The sequence below is a fragment of the Pseudomonas entomophila genome, from assembly GCF_018417595.1.
Taxonomy (GTDB): domain Bacteria; phylum Pseudomonadota; class Gammaproteobacteria; order Pseudomonadales; family Pseudomonadaceae; genus Aquipseudomonas; species Aquipseudomonas entomophila_C.
The window spans coordinates 1244673-1262536 of sequence record NZ_CP070982.1 but is presented as its reverse complement, the minus strand read 5'-3'; the positions used below and the strand labels follow the sequence as shown (position 1 = coordinate 1262536).

At 65.9% G+C, this 17864-nt stretch carries 12 protein-coding genes; 7 read left to right on the top strand and 5 right to left on the bottom strand.

Annotation, left to right across the window (positions count from 1 at the left end; all coding sequences use genetic code 11):
* Positions 1-50: 50 nt before the first annotated feature.
* A complete protein-coding gene (metR, locus tag JYG34_RS05520; RefSeq protein WP_011532500.1) occupies positions 51-968 on the top strand; it encodes a transcriptional regulator MetR in 918 nt (305 codons plus the stop codon).
* On the opposite strand, the gene JYG34_RS05515 is transcribed toward metR, so the two are convergent.
* On the bottom strand, positions 952-1365 hold the full coding sequence (locus tag JYG34_RS05515) for an NUDIX hydrolase (RefSeq protein WP_213659799.1): 414 nt from the start codon (positions 1363-1365) through the stop codon (positions 952-954). The genes metR and JYG34_RS05515 overlap by 17 nt on opposite strands.
* Before the next feature lie 117 nt (positions 1366-1482).
* On the opposite strand from JYG34_RS05515, the gene JYG34_RS05510 reads away from it, so the two are divergent.
* On the top strand, positions 1483-5757 hold the full coding sequence (locus tag JYG34_RS05510; RefSeq protein WP_213659798.1) for a DEAD/DEAH box helicase: 4275 nt from the start codon (positions 1483-1485) through the stop codon (positions 5755-5757).
* Between the two features lie 80 nt (positions 5758-5837).
* Here the strand turns inward: JYG34_RS05510 and JYG34_RS05505 are convergent, their stop codons facing one another.
* Positions 5838-6095, bottom strand: coding sequence for a type B 50S ribosomal protein L31 (locus tag JYG34_RS05505; protein ID WP_011532497.1), 258 nt, complete (start codon positions 6093-6095; stop codon positions 5838-5840).
* Positions 6096-6273: 178 nt separating this feature from the next.
* On the opposite strand from JYG34_RS05505, the gene JYG34_RS05500 reads away from it, so the two are divergent.
* Positions 6274-7893 (top strand): FMN-binding glutamate synthase family protein, encoded by a 1620-nt coding sequence (locus tag JYG34_RS05500; RefSeq protein WP_213659797.1) that lies wholly within the window; start codon positions 6274-6276, stop codon positions 7891-7893.
* Between the two features lie 125 nt (positions 7894-8018).
* Here JYG34_RS05500 and JYG34_RS05495 read toward each other — a convergent pair whose 3' ends face one another.
* Positions 8019-9434: an amino acid permease gene (locus JYG34_RS05495; RefSeq protein ID WP_213659796.1), complete on the bottom strand. Its 1416-nt coding sequence runs from the start codon at positions 9432-9434 to the stop codon at positions 8019-8021.
* Positions 9435-9860: 426 nt separating this feature from the next.
* On the opposite strand from JYG34_RS05495, the gene JYG34_RS05490 reads away from it, so the two are divergent.
* From JYG34_RS05490 to JYG34_RS05480, 3 genes are all read left to right on the top strand, one after another.
* A complete protein-coding gene (locus tag JYG34_RS05490) occupies positions 9861-12983 on the top strand; it encodes a transglycosylase domain-containing protein (protein ID WP_213659795.1) in 3123 nt (1040 codons plus the stop codon).
* A gap of 176 nt (positions 12984-13159) precedes the next feature.
* Positions 13160-13702 carry a PadR family transcriptional regulator gene (locus JYG34_RS05485; RefSeq protein ID WP_213659794.1) on the top strand — a complete coding sequence of 181 codons (543 nt, stop codon included), beginning with the start codon at positions 13160-13162 and terminating at the stop codon, positions 13700-13702.
* Positions 13699-14460, top strand: a complete 762-nt coding sequence (locus JYG34_RS05480) for a siderophore-interacting protein (RefSeq protein WP_213659793.1) — start codon at positions 13699-13701, stop codon at positions 14458-14460. The genes JYG34_RS05485 and JYG34_RS05480 overlap by 4 nt, the downstream gene beginning before the upstream one ends.
* An 81-nt stretch (positions 14461-14541) precedes the next feature.
* Here the strand turns inward: JYG34_RS05480 and JYG34_RS05475 are convergent, their stop codons facing one another.
* Together JYG34_RS05475 and JYG34_RS05470 are read right to left on the bottom strand one after the other, a co-directional pair.
* Complete coding sequence (locus tag JYG34_RS05475) at positions 14542-15174, bottom strand: Pr6Pr family membrane protein (protein ID WP_213659792.1); 633 nt, start codon at positions 15172-15174, stop codon at positions 14542-14544.
* Positions 15174-15395, bottom strand: a complete 222-nt coding sequence (locus JYG34_RS05470) for a VF530 family DNA-binding protein (RefSeq protein ID WP_011532490.1) — start codon at positions 15393-15395, stop codon at positions 15174-15176. Before JYG34_RS05470 ends, JYG34_RS05475 begins: the two co-directional genes overlap by 1 nt.
* Positions 15396-15632: 237 nt before the next feature.
* Between JYG34_RS05470 and JYG34_RS05465 the strand changes: the two genes are divergently transcribed.
* A complete protein-coding gene (locus JYG34_RS05465) occupies positions 15633-17690 on the top strand; it encodes a TonB-dependent receptor (RefSeq protein WP_213659791.1) in 2058 nt (685 codons plus the stop codon).
* Positions 17691-17864 lie beyond the last annotated feature (174 nt).

Below are 17864 nucleotides of genomic sequence, written 5' to 3'. Positions count from 1 at the left end.
GAAACTCAACGGCATTCCCCGCTTTGCCAAAGAATGCTTTCGGAGCCGTCGTGCTGGAAATCCGTCACTTGAAAACCCTTCATGCCTTACGCGAGGCGGACAGCCTGGTGGAGGCCGCCGAACGGCTGCACCTGACCCAATCGGCCCTTTCACACCAGTTCAAGGAGCTGGAGGAACGCCTCGGCCTGCCATTGTTCGTGCGCAAGACCAAACCCATCCGCTTCACCAGCGCCGGCCTGCGCCTGCTGCAACTGGCCGACGCCACCCTGCCGCTGCTGCGCGGCGCCGAACGCGACATCGCGCGCCTGGCGGGAGGTACTGCCGGGCGCCTGCACATGGCCATCGAGTGCCACAGCTGTTTCCAATGGCTGATGCCGACCATCGACCAGTTCCGCGACGCCTGGCCAGAAGTCGAGCTGGACCTGGCCTCGGGCTTCGCCTTCGCCCCGTTGCCGGCGCTGGCCCGGGGCGACCTGGACCTGGTGGTGACCTCCGACCCGGTGGACCTGTCCGGCATCACCTACGTGCCCCTGTTCACCTACGAAGCCATGCTCGCCGTGGCCAACCAGCATCCGCTGGCCAGCAAACCCTACATCGTGCCCCAGGACCTGCTCGACCAGACCCTGATCACCTACCCGGTGGAACGCGACCGCCTGGACATCTTCACCCGTTTCCTGGAGCCGGCCGACATCGAGCCGGCCGCGGTGCGCACCTCGGAGCTGACGGTGATGATGATGCAACTGGTGGCCAGCGGCCGTGGCGTGTGCGGCATGCCGCACTGGGCGCTGCACGAGTACAGTTCGCGCGGCTACGTGAAGGGCAAGCGCCTGGGCGAGAAGGGGCTGTTCGCCACGCTCTACGCGGCGGTGCGCACCGACATGCTCGATGCACCGTACATGCGCGATTTCCTGCTGACCGCCAAGGATACTTCGTTCGCCACCCTGGACGGGGTCAGCGCGGTGCGTTGAGGCCTTCGCGCCATAGCGGCAGGATCAGGTCGCGGGTCAGGGGTGCCAGGTTCAAGTCCGGCGCCTGGTTCGCGGCCAGCCACAGCACCTCCTCGATTTCCGCCGCCGGGGCCACGGCCTCGGCGCTGTCGACGCGGAACAGCTCGGCCTGGACGACGAAGCCGGGTTCGTTGGCCGCTGGCGCGCTGAAGCTGCCCAGGTGCACGGCCTGGCCAGGGTCGACTCGCAGCCCCAATTCTTCGTGCAGCTCACGCACCAGCGCCTGGGCCGGCGATTCGCCCGCATCGATCTTGCCGCCTGGCTGCATGAATGCCTGGGTGCCGCGCTTGCGCACCAGCAGCGTGCGGCCCTGCGGGTCGATCAACAGGGCGGCGGCGATGCGGATAGTCTTGGACATGAGGGGCTCCTGGACGAACGAGGGCGCAGAGGATAACCCACATCACCCGCGAAGAGGCCGGAACAGACAGACGAACGGCCCCTTGCCAATTCGCCTTCGTCCCGCCATAACCAAGCCATGAACCTGCCAGCCCTCCCGCACCCGGTGCTCGCGCTGTTTCACCCGGCCGTCGCCACCTGGTTCCGCCAACGCTTCACCACGGTCACCGAAGCCCAGGCCGGTGCCTGGCCGTTGATCCACGGCGGCCAGTCGATGCTGCTTGCCGCGCCGACCGGCTCGGGCAAGACCCTGAGCGCCTTCCTCGCCGTGCTCGACGAACTGTTCCAAAAGGGCCTGGCGAACGACGGCGAACTGCCGGCGCAAACCCAGGTGGTGTACGTCTCGCCACTCAAGGCGCTGTCCAACGACATCCACCTGAACCTCGAGGCCCCCCTCGTAGGGATCAGCCAGAGCCTCGAACAACTCGGCCTGAAAGTGCCACGCATCACCACCGCCGTGCGCACCGGCGACACCCCGCAAAAGGAACGCGCCGCCATGCGCAAGCGGGCACCGCATATTCTGGTGACCACACCAGAGTCGCTGTACGTGCTCCTTGGCTCTGACTCCGGTCGTCAGGGTCTGGCCAGCGTACACACGGTGATCGTCGACGAGATCCACGCCCTGGCCGGCAACAAGCGCGGCTGCCACCTGGCGCTGAGCCTGGAGCGCCTGCAGGCGTTGGCCGGGCGGCCCTTGCGGCGCATCGGCCTGTCCGCCACCCAGCGCCCGGTAGAGCGCGTGGCCAGGTTCCTGGTGGGGCACGAACGCCCTTGCGCCATCGTCGATATCGGCCACGTCCGTCATCGCGACCTGGCCCTGGAGGTGCCACCGGTACCACTGGGCGCGGTGATGGCCAGCGACGTCTGGGACCTGGTCTACGACCGACTCGCCACCCTCGCCCGCGAGCACCGCACCACCCTGGTGTTCGTCAACACCCGGCGCCTGGCCGAGCGCCTGACCCGTCACCTCGGCGAGCGCCTGGGCAACGACGCCGTGGCCGCGCACCACGGCAGCCTGGCCAAGGAGCATCGCCTGGCCGCCGAACAACGGCTCAAGGCCGGTGAGTTGCAGGTGCTGGTCGCCACCGCCTCGCTGGAACTGGGTATCGATATCGGCGAGGTCGACCTGGTCTGCCAGATCGCCTCGCCCGGGTCGATCGCCGCGCTGCTGCAACGGGTCGGGCGCTCCGGCCACCAGGTCGACGGCGTGCCCAAGGGGCGCCTGTTCCCCACTTCGCGCGACGAACTGATCGAGTGCGTGGCACTGCTCGACTGCGTGCGCCGGGGTGAACTGGACGCGCTGCAGATTCCGAATGCACCACTGGATGTGCTGGCTCAGCAGATGGTCGCCGAAGTCAGCAATCAGCCCTGGGCCGAGGCGGCGCTGTTCGACCTGTTGCGTCAGGCCACGCCTTATGCCGACCTCGACGAGCGCCATTACCAGGCCCTGCTGCGCATGCTCGCCGAAGGCTACAACGGTCGCCAGGGCGTACGCAGCGCCTACCTGCACCGCGACGCGGTGAGCGGCACGCTGCGCGGGCGCCGAGGCAGCCAGCTGACCGCATTGACCAGCGGCGGCACCATCCCGGAGACCGCCGACTACGCGGTGCTGCTGGAGCCCCAGGCGCTGAACATCGGCAGCGTCAACGAGGACTTCGCGATAGAGAGCATTGCCGGCGACATCTTCCAGTTGGGCAATGCGTCCTACCGCATCCTGCGGGTCGAACCCGGGCGTGTGCGGGTGGAGGATGCCCATGGCCTGCCACCGACCATCCCGTTCTGGCTGGGCGAGGCGCCCGGGCGTAGCGATGAACTGTCCGCTGCGGTGGCCCGCCTGCAGGCGCGGATCGACGCGCACCTGCAACACGCTGATACCGACCAGGTGCTCGCCTGGTTGCAAGCCGACTATGTACTGGACGAAGACTGTGCCCGCCAACTGCTCGACTACCTCGGCCGCACCTGGCAGGTGCTGGGTGCGCTGCCCTCGCAGCAGACCCTGATGATGGAGCGCTTCTTCGACGAGTCCGGCGGCACCCAGCTGATCATCCACTCGCCCTATGGCAGCCGTATCAACCGCGCCTGGGGCCTGGCCCTGCGCAAGCGATTCTGCCGCACCTTCAATTTCGAGCTGCAGGCGGCGGCCAGCGAAGACGCCATCGTGCTGTCGCTGTCCACCAGCCACAGCTTCGCCCTGGATGAAGTATGGCGCTACCTCAACAGCCGCACGGCAGAACCGATACTGATCCAGGCCCTGCTCGACGCCCCGCTGTTCGGCGTGCGCTGGCGCTGGAACGCGGCGGTGGCCCTGGCCTTGCCGCGCTACGTGGGCGGGCGCAAGGTCGCGCCGCAGATCCAGCGGATGAAGAGCGAGGACCTGGTGGCCGCGGTGTTCCCCGATCAGATCGCCTGCCTGGAGAATATCGTCGGCGAACGGCAGATCCCCGACCATCCACTGGTCGAACAGACCCTCGACGACTGCCTGCACGAGGCCATGGACAGCGAAGGCTGGCTGGCCCTGCTGCGGCGCATGGAGGCCGGCCAGGTGCGCCTGCTCAGCCGCGACCTGCCGACCCCCTCGCCGCTGGCCTCGGCGATCCTCAACGCCCGCCCCTACACCTTCCTCGACGACGCCCCGCTGGAAGAACGGCGCACCCAGGCGGTACTCAACCGGCGCTGGAACGAAGTGAGCAGCAGCGACGACCTGGGCGCGCTGGACGCCGACGCCATCGCCGCCGTGCAGGCCGAAGCCTGGCCACAACCGGCCAATGCCGATGAATTGCACGAGGCATTGATGAGCCTGGGGATCATCAGCCAAACCGAAGTACAGACCAACCCTGGATGGGACGCCTTGCTGGAAGCGCTCTGCAAGAGCGGACGCGCCTGCCGCTTGCAACACCTGTGGCTTGCCCGCGAGCGTCAGAGCCTGGTCATGGCGCTGTATTCCGCCGCCCAACCTGAACCCTGCCTGCCACTGCTGCCAGGCTTTGACCAGCCCTACACACCAGATAGCGCCTTGACTGAACTGCTGCGCGCGCGCCTGAGCGGTTTCGGCCCGCTGACCCTGGCACAGATCAGTTCACCACTGGGGCTGGCACCCGGCGACTGCGAGCAAGCCCTCGCTCGCCTTGAAGGCGAAGGCTACGTGTTGCGCGGTCATTTCAGCCCTGGCCAAGGCGAACTGCAATGGTGCGAGCGTCACCTGCTCGCACGTATCCACCGCTACACGGTCAAGCGCCTGCGCCGGGAAATCGAGCCGGTGAGCCTGCAGGACTTCATGCGGTTTCTGTTCGACTGGCAGCACCTGGCGGGTGAAACCCGTCTGCGCGGCCCCCAGGCAGTCGGTGAAGTGCTCGGCCAACTGCAGGGCTACCCGTGCGCTGCCGCAACCTGGGAAGCCGAGCTGCTGCCGGCGCGGATCAAGGACTACAGCCCACACTGGCTGGACGATGCCTGCCGCAGCGGCCAGTGGGCGTGGAGCCGGCTGGCGGCCACGGCCTCGGCCACCACCCTGGGCAGCACGCCGCTGGTGCTGTTGCCGCGCGAGCACCTCGGGCTGTGGCGCAGCCTGGCCCCGACAGCCGATCCCGAACAACTGGGTTCACGGGCCCGGCGGGTACAGCAAGCCTTGCAGGAACACGGCGCGCTGTTCTTCGACGAACTGACCGACGAGGCTCACCTGTTGCCCAGTGAGCTGGAAGCTGCCCTGCAGGAACTGGTCGGTGCCGGGCTGGCCAGCGCCGATGGTTTCAGCGGCCTGCGCAGCCTGATCACACCGGCAGCCAAGCGCAGCCCGCGCAACGGCCGTCGTGGGCACCCACCGGTGTCCAGCAGCATGGCCCACGCCGGGCGCTGGGCCATGTTGCGCAGGGGGGCAGGCACCGTGGACGAAGGCCAGCGCCTTGAACATGTGGCGCGCAGCCTGCTGCGCCGCTACGGGGTGGTGTGCTGGCGTTTGCTGGAGCGTGAAAGCGATGTGCTGCCGCCCTGGCGTGAGCTGCTGCGCTGTTATCACCGGCTGGAGGCTCGCGGCGAGATTCGTGGCGGGCGCTTCATTGCAGGGCTGGCGGGCGAGCAGTTTGCGTTGCCGGAAGCTGTGGGGTTGTTGCGACAGGTGCGCAGGCGGGCGGCGGATGGGGCGCTGGTGATGGTCAGTGCCTGCGACCCGTTGAACCTGGTCGGGAGCCTGTTGCCCGGGGCCAAGGTGCCTGCGGTAGGGGGCAACCGCTTGCTCTATCGGGATGGGGTGGCGGTGGCCAGTCGGGTGGCAGGGCGATATGAGTATCTGGTGGAGGCACCAGCAACCGAGCAAGCGCAATGGCATCAACACCTGCTGCGCCAGGCGCCGCCCCTGTAGGAGCGGCTTCAGCCGCGATCACCCGCGAAGCGGGTGCCACACACCGCGCCGCCTGTTTCGCGGCTAAAGCCGCTACAGGTTCAGCGCGTAGCCTGGAAGCCGGCGAAACGCTTGTTGAACCCGGCGACACGCCCCTCCACCGTCGTCTTGCGCTGCTGCCCGGTGTACACCGGGTGCGAGGCACTGGACACATCCAGTGCCACATAGGGGTAGGTCTGGCCATCGCTGTGCACCTGGGTGCGATCGGTGTCGACGGTCGAACCGATCAGGAAGTAGACATCGGCGGCAGTGTCGTGGAATAGCACAGGACGATAGGCGGGGTGGATGCCTGCTTTCATGGTGGAGCCTCCTCGGGATCAAATTGATACTGTATAACATACCATTTTGCGAATGATTTTCGATACCCGAATTTTCATATTCGCGCCCGCCCCGAAACTGGCAATGCGTCGCCCAACCGGGCTATGGTCGGGCCTTGCCAGGCCCTGAGCCTGACCGAGCCATCCGCAAGGAACCCGTATGAGCCTGTCACTTCTCAGTCGCTACGCCTTCTTAGCCGCCTGCGTGCTGTTCACCTTCGCCAGCCTGCCGTTCCTCGAACACGACTGGCTGTGGCCCTTCACCCTGACCACCGGGGTACTCAGCCTGATCGGGGTGTTCGACCTGCTGCAACAGCGCCACGCGGTGCGCCGCAACTACCCGATCCTCGGCAATATCCGCTATCTGGTCGAAGGCATCCGCCCGGAAATCCGCCAGTACCTGCTGGAAGCCGACAGCGACGCCCTGCCCTTCTCCCGCGCCCAGCGTTCGCTGGTGTACGCCCGGGCCAAGAACGAAGCCTCGGACAAACCCTTCGGCACGCTGATCGATGTCTACGAGTCGGGTTTCGAATTCATCGGCCACTCCATGCGCCCGGCGCCGCTGGCCGACCCGGCAAGCTTCCGCGTCAGCGTTGGTGGCCCGCAGTGCACCCAGCCGTACTCAGCCTCGATCTTCAATATCTCGGCGATGAGCTTCGGTTCGCTCAGCGCCAACGCCATCCGCGCCCTCAACCAGGGCGCCAAGCTGGGCAATTTCCACCACGACACCGGCGAAGGCAGCATCAGCCCCTACCACCGTGAACACGGCGGCGACCTGGTCTGGGAGCTGGGCAGCGGCTACTTCGGTTGCCGTACCCCCGACGGGCGCTTCGACCCCGAGCGCTTCGCCGCCCAGGCGCAAAACCCGCAAGTGCGCATGATCGAAATCAAGATGAGCCAGGGCGCGAAACCCGGCCATGGCGGCATCCTGCCCAAGCACAAGGTCACCCGGGAGATCGCCGAAACCCGTGGCGTGATGATGGGCGAGGACTGCATCTCACCCTCGCGTCACAGTGCCTTCTCCACGCCGATCGAAATGATGCAGTTCATCGCCCAACTGCGCGAGCTGTCCGGCGGCAAGCCGGTGGGCTTCAAGTTCTGCCTGGGCCATCCGTGGGAGTTCATGGGCATCGCCAAGGCCATGCTGGAGACCGGCATCCTGCCCGACTTCATCGTCGTCGACGGCAAGGAGGGCGGCACCGGCGCCGCGCCGGTGGAGTTCACCGACCATATCGGCGTGCCGCTGCGCGAGGGCCTGTTGTTCGTGCACAACACCCTGGTGGGCCTGAACCTGCGCGACAAGATCAAGCTGGGGGCCAGCGGCAAGATCGTCAGCGCCTTCGACATCGCCAGCGTGCTGGCCATCGGCGCCGACTGGGCCAACTCGGCGCGCGGTTTCATGTTCGCCATCGGCTGCATCCAATCGCAAAGCTGCCACACCAACAAGTGCCCGACCGGCGTCGCCACCCAGGATGCCCTGCGCCAGCGCGCGCTGGTGGTACCGGACAAGGCCCAGCGGGTGCTCAACTTCCACCACAACACCCTACGCGCCCTGGCCGAAATGCTGGCCGCGGCGGGCCTGGAGCATCCGGCGCAACTGGAGGCCAAGCACCTGGTGCGGCGGATCTCGGCGACCGAGATCAAGCTGTTCTCGCAGATGCACGTGTTCCTCAAGCCGGGGGAGTTGCTGACCGGCGAAGTGAACGGGCAATTCTATTCGCGGATGTGGCAGTTGGCCCGGGCCGACAGCTTCGAGCCGCATAGCGAAGCGGCGGCCTGATGGATCCTGGGGCCGCTTTGCGGCCCTTTCGCGGCACAAGGCCGCTCCTACAGGGTTCATGTATCCCCCTGTAGGAGCGGCCTTGTGCCGCGAAAGGGCTGCGCAGCAGCCCCAACTCTTTCAGATCAGACGCTGCTCGCCACACCCTGCACCTCTTTCGGCGCCAAACGGAAGGTGTGATAAAGCACCGTCAGCAGCACCAGGAACGCCGGGCCGATATACAGGGCCACGCGGGTATCCTCGAAGTACGCCATCAAGCCCACCACCAGCACCAGGAACGCCAGCGCCAGGTACGAGCTCAGCGGCCACAGCCACATGCGGTACTTCAGCGCGTTGCGCTCAGTGGTGGACAGCCCTGCGCGGAACTTCAGCTGCGCCAGCAGGATCATCACCCAGGTCCAGATCGCGCCAAAGGTGGCGATCGAGGTCACCCAGACGAACACCTTCTCCGGGACCAGGTAGTTGGCCAACACGCCCAGCAGCAGCGCGCCGATCGACAGCAGCAGCGCATTGCGCGGCACGCCGCTTTTCGAGGTGCGGGCAAAGGCGGCCGGGGCCTGGCCGTTCTGCGCCAGGCTGTAGAGCATGCGCCCGGTACTGAAGATGCCGCCATTGCACGACGACAGCGCGGCGGTGATCACCACGAAGTTGATGATGCCCGCGGCGGTCTTGATCCCCAGGCGCTCGAAGGTCATGACGAACGGGCTGCCCTGGCTGCCGATCTCGCCCCACGGGTAGATCGACAGGATCACGAACAGCGCGCCCACGTAGAACAGCAGGATGCGCCAGAACACCGAGCCGATGGCCTGGGGGATGGTCTTCTGCGGGTTGCGTGCTTCGCCGGCGGTCAGGCCGATCATCTCCACGCCCAGATAGGCGAACATCACCATCTGCAGCGACATCAGCACGCCGGTCACGCCGTTGGGCATGAAGCCGCCATTGCTCCACAGGTTGGAGATGCCCATGGCCACGCCGTCGTTACCGAAGCCGAAAGCGATGATGCCGATGCCACCGAGCACCATGGCGATGATGGTGACGATCTTGATCAGGGCGAACCAGAACTCGAACTCACCGAACGCCTTGACTGCGATCAGGTTGATCGCGCCCATGCTGCCCAGGGCCATCAGCGCCCAGATCCAGCGTGGCACGTCGGGGAACCAGATGCCCATGTAGATGGCCACCGCGGTGATCTCGGCGACGCAGGTCACCAGCCACAGGAACCAGTAGTTCCAGCCGGTGAGAAAACCCGCAAGCGGGCCGAGGTAGTCTTGCGCATAGCGGCTGAAAGAGCCGGCAACTGGATTGTGCACGGCCATCTCGCCGAGGGCGCGCATGATCACCAGGATGGCCAGGCCACCGATGATGTAGGAAAGCATGATGGCGGGGCCGGCCATTTCGATGGCCTTGGCCGAACCGAGGAACAGGCCGACGCCGATACAGGCACCGAGGGCCATCAGGCGGATGTGCCGTTCGCCCAGTTCACGCTTGAGCGGGCCGCCCTGGGCGGACTCGCCATGGGCAGGATGGTTGCCGACTGGCATAGCAATACAACCTCATTTTGTTATTGGATTTGACCTTCGTGCGGCACCGGCCACGCCGATAGGCGGGGCGTCGTCTTGCCGGGCGGCCTTGTGGACCGGCCCGCCCACCGTGCGCGCCAGGCGTCGGCAGGGCGAAGGGGTCGAGCAGTATAGGAAGCCATTTGCAGGGCTTTTCACTATATACAGTAGGAAATTTGGCGAGATTCCTCGGGCAAAAGACCCCGAACGGAGTGGCATCTTCGTCTCGTTCCACCCATTCGCAGGAATGGGGCCGATACCATAGCAACATTGCCGAAGAATGGAAGTCACACCAAAGGCGCATGTCTGCACTGTTTTTTCGAGGCTTCCCACAAATTTTTCACCAACTCCGGCCATTGTCTAAGCTTCAGACAAGCAAGACGAAAATACCTGGCCGGACTCAAGACTATGGGCGCACTGTGGCAATCGGAACCAACCAGAACGGAAGCACCCAAGGCACCCCAGGCTGAAGCCCCATCGCAAAAATCCCCCCGCCAGCGTCGCCTGTGGTGGCGGCTGATCCTGCTCATCCTGATCGTGGCCATGGTGGCCGTGGGCTTCGCCGCCTGGGACGAGATCCAGACATCGCGCCTGCAATCGCGCGAATTCAGCAAGCTGGCCAGCACCCTCACCTACCAGCTCGAACCCGGCCCCAGCGACGCCATCGTCTACCCCGGCGACGGCCCGTTCGACAAGCGCCTGGGCTACAGCGCGCTGGGCGAATTCCTGCCGCGCCTGCTCAAGCGCGACTACCTGATCAACCAGCAGGTACGTTTCTCACCCGCCCTGATGAACTATGTCAGCCACGGGTTGTTCGTGCCCTACGTGGAGAAGATCCAGGCCGGCCTGTCGATCACCGACTGCCGTGGCGACATGCTCTACCAGTACAACTACCCCCAGCACCTGTACCCGAACTTCGCCGCGATCCCGCCGGTGATGGTCAACAGCCTGCTGTTCATCGAGAACCGCGAGCTGCTCGACCCTAAGGACCCGCAGAACAACCCGGCGGTGGACTGGCCACGCTTCGCCAAGGCCGCCTACAGCCAGGTGGCCAAGTACCTGGCCCTGCCCGGCCAGTCGGCCGGTGGCAGCACCCTGGCGACGCAACTGGAAAAATACCGCCACTCGCCCGACGGGCTGACCGTGTCCGGCGCCGAGAAGATCCGCCAGATGATCTCCGCCAGCGTGCGCGCCTACCAGGGCGGGCCGGACACCACCGAGGCGCGTGAGCGCATCGTGCGCGACTACCTCAACAGCGTGCCGCTGTCGGCGGTGCCCGGGCATGGCGAGGTGCACGGCATGGCCGAAGGCCTGCGGGTGTGGTACGGCGCCGATTTCGACCAGGTCAACCAGGCACTGGTGGCCACCACCACCGACGAGAAGAGCATGGCCGAACGCGGCCTGGCCCTGCGCCAGGTGCTGTCGCTGATGATCGCCCAGCGCCGGCCCTCGCATTACCTGTCCAAGGGCCGAATCGAGCTGGCCGAGCTCACTGATTCGCACATCCGCGTATTGGCCGCCAACGGCATCATCGACCGCCCCCTGGCCGACGCGGCGCTGGCCAGCAAGGCGATCTACCGCGACTGGGTGGCCCAGCCGACCATCGTGCCGATCATCACCAACAAGGGCATCAGCCTGGCGCGCAACCGCATGGCGGCCATGCTCAACCGCCCGCTGTACGACCTCGACCGCCTTGACCTGTCGGCCACCAGCACGCTGCAGGCCGACCTGAACGTGCAGGTCAGCCAGTACCTGAAGAACCTCGCCGACCCGGCCTTCGCCGCGCAGATGGGGCTGATCGGCGAACGCCTGCTGACCAGCAAGACCACCGACCAGGTGAGCTACAGCTTCACCCTGTTCGAGCGCACCGCCGATGGCTCGCGGGTGCGGGTACAGACCGACAGTACCAACCAGCCCTTCGACATCAACGAAGGCAGCAAGCTGGAACTGGGCTCCACCGCCAAGCTGAGGGTGCTCACCACCTACCTGGAGATCATCGCCGAGTTGCACGACAAGTACGCCGGCAAGCCCGCCGCCGAGCTGAAAAAAGTACCGGTGGCCGAACTCGATCGCATCACCCAGTGGTCGCTGGAATGGCTGATGCAGAACAGCAAGAACCAGAGCCTGGACGCCATGCTCGACGCGGCGCTTGAACGCAAGTACTCGGCCAACACTGGCGAAGCGTTCTTCACGGGCGGCGGCATGCATGTGTTCAACAACTTCCGCAAGGAAGACAACAACCGCAACCCTACGCTCAAGGATGCCCTGCGCGAATCGATCAACCTGCCCTTCATCCGCCTGATGCGCGACCTGGTGCGTTACGTCACCTACCAGCAGCCATTCAACCGCGAACCGCTGCTCAGGGATGACAGCGACCCGCGGCGCCAGGAGTACCTGGCCCGCTTCGCCGACCGCGAAGGCACCAACTACATGATGCGGTTCTGGAAGAAGTACCAGCGCAAGACTTCACAGCAACGCCTGGACACGTTCCTCGACAGCCTGCGCGTCACCCCGCAGCGCCTCGCCGCCGTGCACCGCTACCTGTTCCCCGAGGCCGGGCAGGAGACCTTCAACGCTTTCGTGCGCGCCCACAGCAAGGGCGACAAGCTCGCCATGGCCAAGCTCACCGACAGCCGGCTGGTGGAAATGTACGAGGCCTACGGCCCGGGCAAGTACGACCTGCCCGACCAGGGCTACATCGCCAAGGTGCACCCGCTGGACCTGTGGATGCTCGGCTACCTGCTGAAGAACCCCGGCGCCTCGCTCAAGGACACCCTCAACGCCAGCCGCTTCGAGCGCCAGGAGGTGTACAGCTGGCTGTTCAAGAGCCGTCACCAGGGCGCCCGCGACAGCCGTATCCGCACCATGGTCGAGATCGAGGCGTTCACCGACATCCACCAGCGCTGGAAGCGCGTGGGCTACCCGTTCGACCATCTGGTGCCGTCGCTGGCCACCGCCATCGGCAGCTCCGGCGACCGCCCCGCCGCGCTGTCCGAGCTGGTCGGGATCATCCAGAACGACGGCGTGCGCCTGCCGACGCTGCGCATCGACACCCTGCACTTCGCCCAGGGCACCCCGTATGAAACCCAGCTGATCAGCGACCCGGACCGTGGCCAGCGGATTCTTCCGGTCGAGGTCGCCCGGGCGCTCAAGGGCGCCATGTCGCAAGTGGTCGACGCCGGCACCGCGCGGCGTATCTCCGGCAGCTTCAAGCTGCACGACGGCACACCGCTGGTGATGGGGGGCAAGACCGGTACTGGCGACAACCGCATCGAGAGCTTCGGCGCCGGTGGCCGGTTGATCGGTTCGCGCTCGCTGAACCGCACCGCGACCTTCGTGTTCTACCTGGGCGACAACCACTTCGGCACCCTTACCGCCTTCGTCCCAGGCCGCACCGCCGAGGCCTTCACATTTACCTCGGCGCTGCCGGTGCAGGTGCTCAAGGGCATGGCGCCAATCCTCATGCCCTACCTGGAGCCCGGCAACGCCAATGCCTGCAAGGCACCGCAGGTGGCAGCGGCACAGCCTTGAGCCATGCCGCTCCGTTGCATGCCTTGGAGTGCGACGGGGCGCAGTTCGCCAGCAAGCGGGCTCCTACAAGACTCATCAACTTTTCAGATGATAATCATCCGCATTTCAGGGCTTGTCTTTAGATATATCTTGAGTAATATCTTGCGATATATCGAAACACACGGAGCCCCAGCGTCATGCGCGACCACGTCCCCCACGATCCCTTCGAACGCCGCCCCGGCCGGGGCGAGCGCGGCCCGCGGGTGTTCGCCCCCGGCGACCTGAAGCTGCTGATGCTGTCGATGCTGGCCGACCAGCCCGGCCACGGCTACGACCTGATCCGCCAGATCGAAAGCCTGTTCGACGGCAGCTACAGCCCCAGCCCCGGGGTGATCTACCCGACCCTCAGCTACCTCGAGGAAGCCGAACTGGTCACCGGCCAGATCCAGGGCAGCAAGCGCCTCTACGCCATCACCGACGCCGGCCGCGCGGCCCTCGCCGAGCAGGCCGTGGCCCTCGACGGTGTGCGCATGCGCATCGAAGTCAGCAAACGCGCCCTGCGCGGCCATGACCGCCCGCCGGAAATCCACGAAGCCGTGGGCAACCTGCGCCACGCCCTGCACATGCACAGCGGCCGCTGGACGCTCGAAGAGATCGAGCGAGTCCGCACCCTGCTCAACGACACCGCCAAGGCCATCGCCTCCGGGCCGGCCGCGACCGTTACGGAGAACACCCCATGAGCGACACCATCCACCGCGTCAACCACGAGATCCGCCAGCGTCGCCTGCAAGTGCTGCGGGTCACCGACCTCACCCCGCGCATGCGCCGGATCACCCTCGGTGGGCCGGAGCTGGCGGGCTTCACCAGCGTCGGCAGCGACGACCACATCAAGCTGCTGTTCGCCGCCACGCCTGAAGAGCAGCAGGCCATCGACGCCCGCAGCCTTGGCCGCGACGGCGGCGCCCGGCCGACCATGCGCGAGTACACGCCCCGGCGCGTCGACCTGGAGGGCAATGAACTGGACATCGATTTCGTCCTGCATGGCGACGGCCCGGCCTCCACCTGGGCGGCCCAGGCGGCACCTGGACAGACCCTGGACATCGCCGGTCCACGCGCCTCGATGGTGGTGCCGGACATCTTCGACAGCTACTTGTTGATCGGGGATGAAACGGCGATCCCGGCGATAGCCCGGCGCCTGGAAGAATTGCCGGCGGGCCGCCAGGTGCTGGCGGTAATCCAGGTCGAGGACGAGCAGGAACGCCAACCGCTGGTGAGCAAGTCACAGGTCGAAGTGATCTGGGTGCGCCGGCACGAGGAAGACGTGCTGGAGCGGGTGCGCCACCTGGCACTGCCCCAGGGCCGGCTGTATGGCTGGGTGGCGCTGGAGAAGGCGCTGACCCGCCGGGCCAAGGCATTGCTGCTGGAGAAGGGTGTGCCTGAGGAAGCCCTCAAGGCCGCCGCTTACTGGCGAGCCGATGGCACCGCCGACGACGAGTAAACACCTCGCCCACCTGTAGGAGGCAGCCTTGCTGGCGAACTAGACGCCGTAGTTGCAGCGGTTCGCCAGCAAGGCTGGCTCCTACAGGCGAGTGGCGCGGCGCCAGCGATCCAGCCCCAGCAGTACCAGCCCGATCCCCCAGAATCCCGCCAGCACCGCCAGGGCATTGAGCAGCACCTGCCCATACCCCAACCGAGCCACATCGACGAACGGGTACGGATAAACCCCAATCTCATGGCCACGCAGCAAGACAAACGCAAAATACAACGCCGGATACAGCGCCCACGCCGCCAGGTGCCACAACCGCAATCGCCCCTTGGGCACCTCGAACCACCAGTACAAGACGAACAGCACCGGCATCACGTCGTGCAACAGTTCATCCGCCAGCCACTGCCAGCCTTCCGGTTGCCACAAATGCCGCAGCAGCAGGCTGTAGGCCAGCGCCACCAGAACGATGCTGGCGGCCACGCATGAACTGACCGGCGCCGATAGAAAAAACCGCCTGGCCGCCGACTCACGACCAAATGCAGCATGGCTCAGCACCGTGGCCACCAGCGTGTTGCTGAGCACGGTGAAATAGCAGAACAGGTTGACCAGCCCGCCCACCAGGCTGGCCTGTTCCTGCCAACGCGCCAGCAGCACCAGGTACAGCTGGATCGTCAGCCCCGTCCAGCCCAGGACGGCCGCCAGCGTCAGCCAGGGACGGCGCGGCATCAGCCTTTGCGCTGCAGCTTCACGTACAGCTGCTCGACCTTCTCCCGCGCCCAGGGTGTCTTGCGCAGGAAAGTCAGGCTCGACTTGATGGTCGGGTCGCTCTTGAAGCAACGGATGTCGATGCGCTCGGCCAGGCCCTGCCATTGGTAGTGCGCCACCAGCTCGGTGAGGATCTGCTCCAGGGTCTTGCCGTGCAGCGCGTTGTGTTGGGCCGTGCTCATGCCAATGCTCCAGGTTCGGGAAGGTGCGCACATTACACAAGTGTAGGAGCGGATTCATCCGCGATGCGCCGCGCGAGCGGCGCTCGATCGTGCAGCCTGCTCAGTACATCGGTGAACGCATCGCGGATAAATCCGCTCCTACAGGTGAAAATGACTGGCGAGCACAGAAAGCATTATGCTGAAATAGATACGTTATAAAGTAACAACAACGTTATCTGCCAAGGAACGTCACTCCCCATGCTGTGCTCCCCTCTGCGCCTCTCTCCCCTCGCCGCCGCGCTGTGGCTGGCCTCCACGTCCAGCCAGGCCGTCGAACTGCAACCCCAGGTCATCACCGCCAACCCGCTGGGCAATGCCCAACTGGCCGCCCCGAGCACCGTCCTCGAAGGCGACGACCTGCTGCAACAGCAGCACGGCAGCCTCGGCGAGACCCTCAATAAACAGCCCGGCGTCGCCTCCACCTGGTTCGGCCCCGGCGCCAGCCGCCCGGTGATCCGCGGCCTGGATGGCGACCGCATCCGCATCCTGCGCAACGGCGTGGGCGCGCTCGATGCCTCGTCGCTCTCCTACGACCACGCCGTGCCCCTGGACCCGGTCAACGTCGAGCGGGTCGAGATCGTCCGCGGTCCGGCCGCCCTGCTCTATGGCGGCAATGCCATCGGCGGCGTGGTGAACACCTTCGACAACCGCATCCCCGATTCGCCCATCGACGGTATCCATGGCGCGGGTGAACTACGCTACGGCGGTGCCGACACCACCCGCAGCAGCGCTGGCAAGCTGGAGGCCGGCAATGGCGCATTCGCCCTGCACCTGGACGCCAACAGCCGCCAGTTCAACGACCTGCGCATCCCCGGCTACGCCCGCAGTTCGAAAGTGCGCGACGCCGACGAACCGGGCAGCAAGCATCGCCTGGAGAACAGCGACGGGCGCCAGGACGGCGGCGCGATCGGCGGTGCCTACCACTGGGAGCATGGCTACACCGGCCTGTCCTACAGCCGCTATGACAGCAACTACGGTTCGGTGGCCGAACCCGGCGTGCGCCTGGACATGCAGCAGGACCATTACGGTTTCGCCTCGGAACTGCGTGACCTTGAAGGCCCCTTCAGCTCGGTAAAGGTCGATGCCGGCTACACCGATTACCAGCATCGCGAGATCGAGAGCGGCGAGGTGCACACCACCTTCAAGAACAAGGGCTACGAAGCGCGCATCGAAGCCCGCCACCAGCCGCTCGGCCCAGTCGAAGGCGTGATCGGCGCCCAGGTCAGCCGCAACGAATTCTCCGCCCTGGGCGAGGAAGCGTTCGTCCCGCACACCGACACCGACAGCCTGGCGCTGTTCCTGCTCGAGCAATGGCAGGCCACCGAACGCCTGAACCTGAGCCTCGGCGCGCGCCTGGAGCACACCCGCGTCGATCCGGACGCCAAAGGCAACGAGACCTTCGCCGGGGCCGACAGCGCCAGCAGCTTCAACGCCTTCAGCCTCTCTTCCGGCGCGCTGTACCAGCTCGATTCGGTGTGGGCGCTGGCGGCCAACCTGGGCTATACCGAACGCGCCCCGACCTTCTATGAGCTGTACGCCAACGGCGCCCACGTCGCCACCGGCGCCTTCGAAGTGGGCGACCCGAACCTGGGCAAGGAGAAGGCGATCTCCGGCGACCTGGCGCTGCGTTTCGACAATGGCACCCACAAGGGCAGCGTCGGCGTGTTCTACAGCCACTTTCGCAATTACATCGGCCTGATCGGCACCGGCAACCTGCGTGGCGGTCATGACCACGACCATGGCGATGAAGACCACGATCACGACCATGATCATGGCCATGACCACGGCGAGTTCCCCGAATACGCCTACCAGGGCGTGCGCGCACGCTTCTACGGCATCGAGGCCCAGGATCGCTGGCAACTGCTGGAGAACCGCTATGGCAGCTTCGCTTTGGAACTGTCCGGCGACTACACCCGGGCCAAGAACCTCGACAGCGGCGAGCCGCTGCCACGTATCGCGCCGCTGCGCTTGAACAGCGGGCTGGTGTGGGAGCTGGATCGCTGGCAGGCGCGGGTCGACGTGCAGCATGCCTCGGCGCAGCACCGCAAGCCGGCCAACGAGACCAGCACCGACGGCTACACCACCCTGGGCGCCAGCATCGGCTACCGCTTCGACGTCGGCCAGAGCCAGTGGTTGGCGTTCGTGCGCGGGGAGAACCTGACGGACCAGACGGTGCGCTACTCCAGCTCGATCCTGCGGGACATCGCGCCAGCACCGGGCCGCAGTGTCGAGGTGGGGTTGCGCACGACGTTCTGACCGGTAGGAGCCGGCTTGCCGGCGAACCCAGGCAACACGCAGCATGGCACCGGCTCTGCCGGTGTTCACCGGCAAGCCGGCTCCTACGGGGGCTAGCACGCAATCACTGAGGACTCACCTGGCATTTCTGCCAGTTTTGCAAAACCAGGCCGCTCCATAGAATCCAGGCAACGT

Coding starts and splice junctions, on each gene's coding strand:
- JYG34_RS05510 (WP_213659798.1), top strand. CDS start 1,483: ATGAACCTGCCAGCCCTCCCGCACCCGGTGCTCGCGCTGTTTCACCCG.
- JYG34_RS05475 (WP_213659792.1), bottom strand. CDS start 15,174: ATGCCGCGCCGTCCCTGGCTGACGCTGGCGGCCGTCCTGGGCTGGACG.
- JYG34_RS05490 (WP_213659795.1), top strand. CDS start 9,861: ATGGGCGCACTGTGGCAATCGGAACCAACCAGAACGGAAGCACCCAAG.
- JYG34_RS05500 (WP_213659797.1), top strand. CDS start 6,274: ATGAGCCTGTCACTTCTCAGTCGCTACGCCTTCTTAGCCGCCTGCGTG.
- JYG34_RS05480 (WP_213659793.1), top strand. CDS start 13,699: ATGAGCGACACCATCCACCGCGTCAACCACGAGATCCGCCAGCGTCGC.
- JYG34_RS05485 (WP_213659794.1), top strand. CDS start 13,160: ATGCGCGACCACGTCCCCCACGATCCCTTCGAACGCCGCCCCGGCCGG.
- JYG34_RS05495 (WP_213659796.1), bottom strand. CDS start 9,434: ATGCCAGTCGGCAACCATCCTGCCCATGGCGAGTCCGCCCAGGGCGGC.
- JYG34_RS05505 (WP_011532497.1), bottom strand. CDS start 6,095: ATGAAAGCAGGCATCCACCCCGCCTATCGTCCTGTGCTATTCCACGAC.
- JYG34_RS05470 (WP_011532490.1), bottom strand. CDS start 15,395: ATGAGCACGGCCCAACACAACGCGCTGCACGGCAAGACCCTGGAGCAG.
- JYG34_RS05515 (WP_213659799.1), bottom strand. CDS start 1,365: ATGTCCAAGACTATCCGCATCGCCGCCGCCCTGTTGATCGACCCGCAG.
- JYG34_RS05465 (WP_213659791.1), top strand. CDS start 15,633: ATGCTGTGCTCCCCTCTGCGCCTCTCTCCCCTCGCCGCCGCGCTGTGG.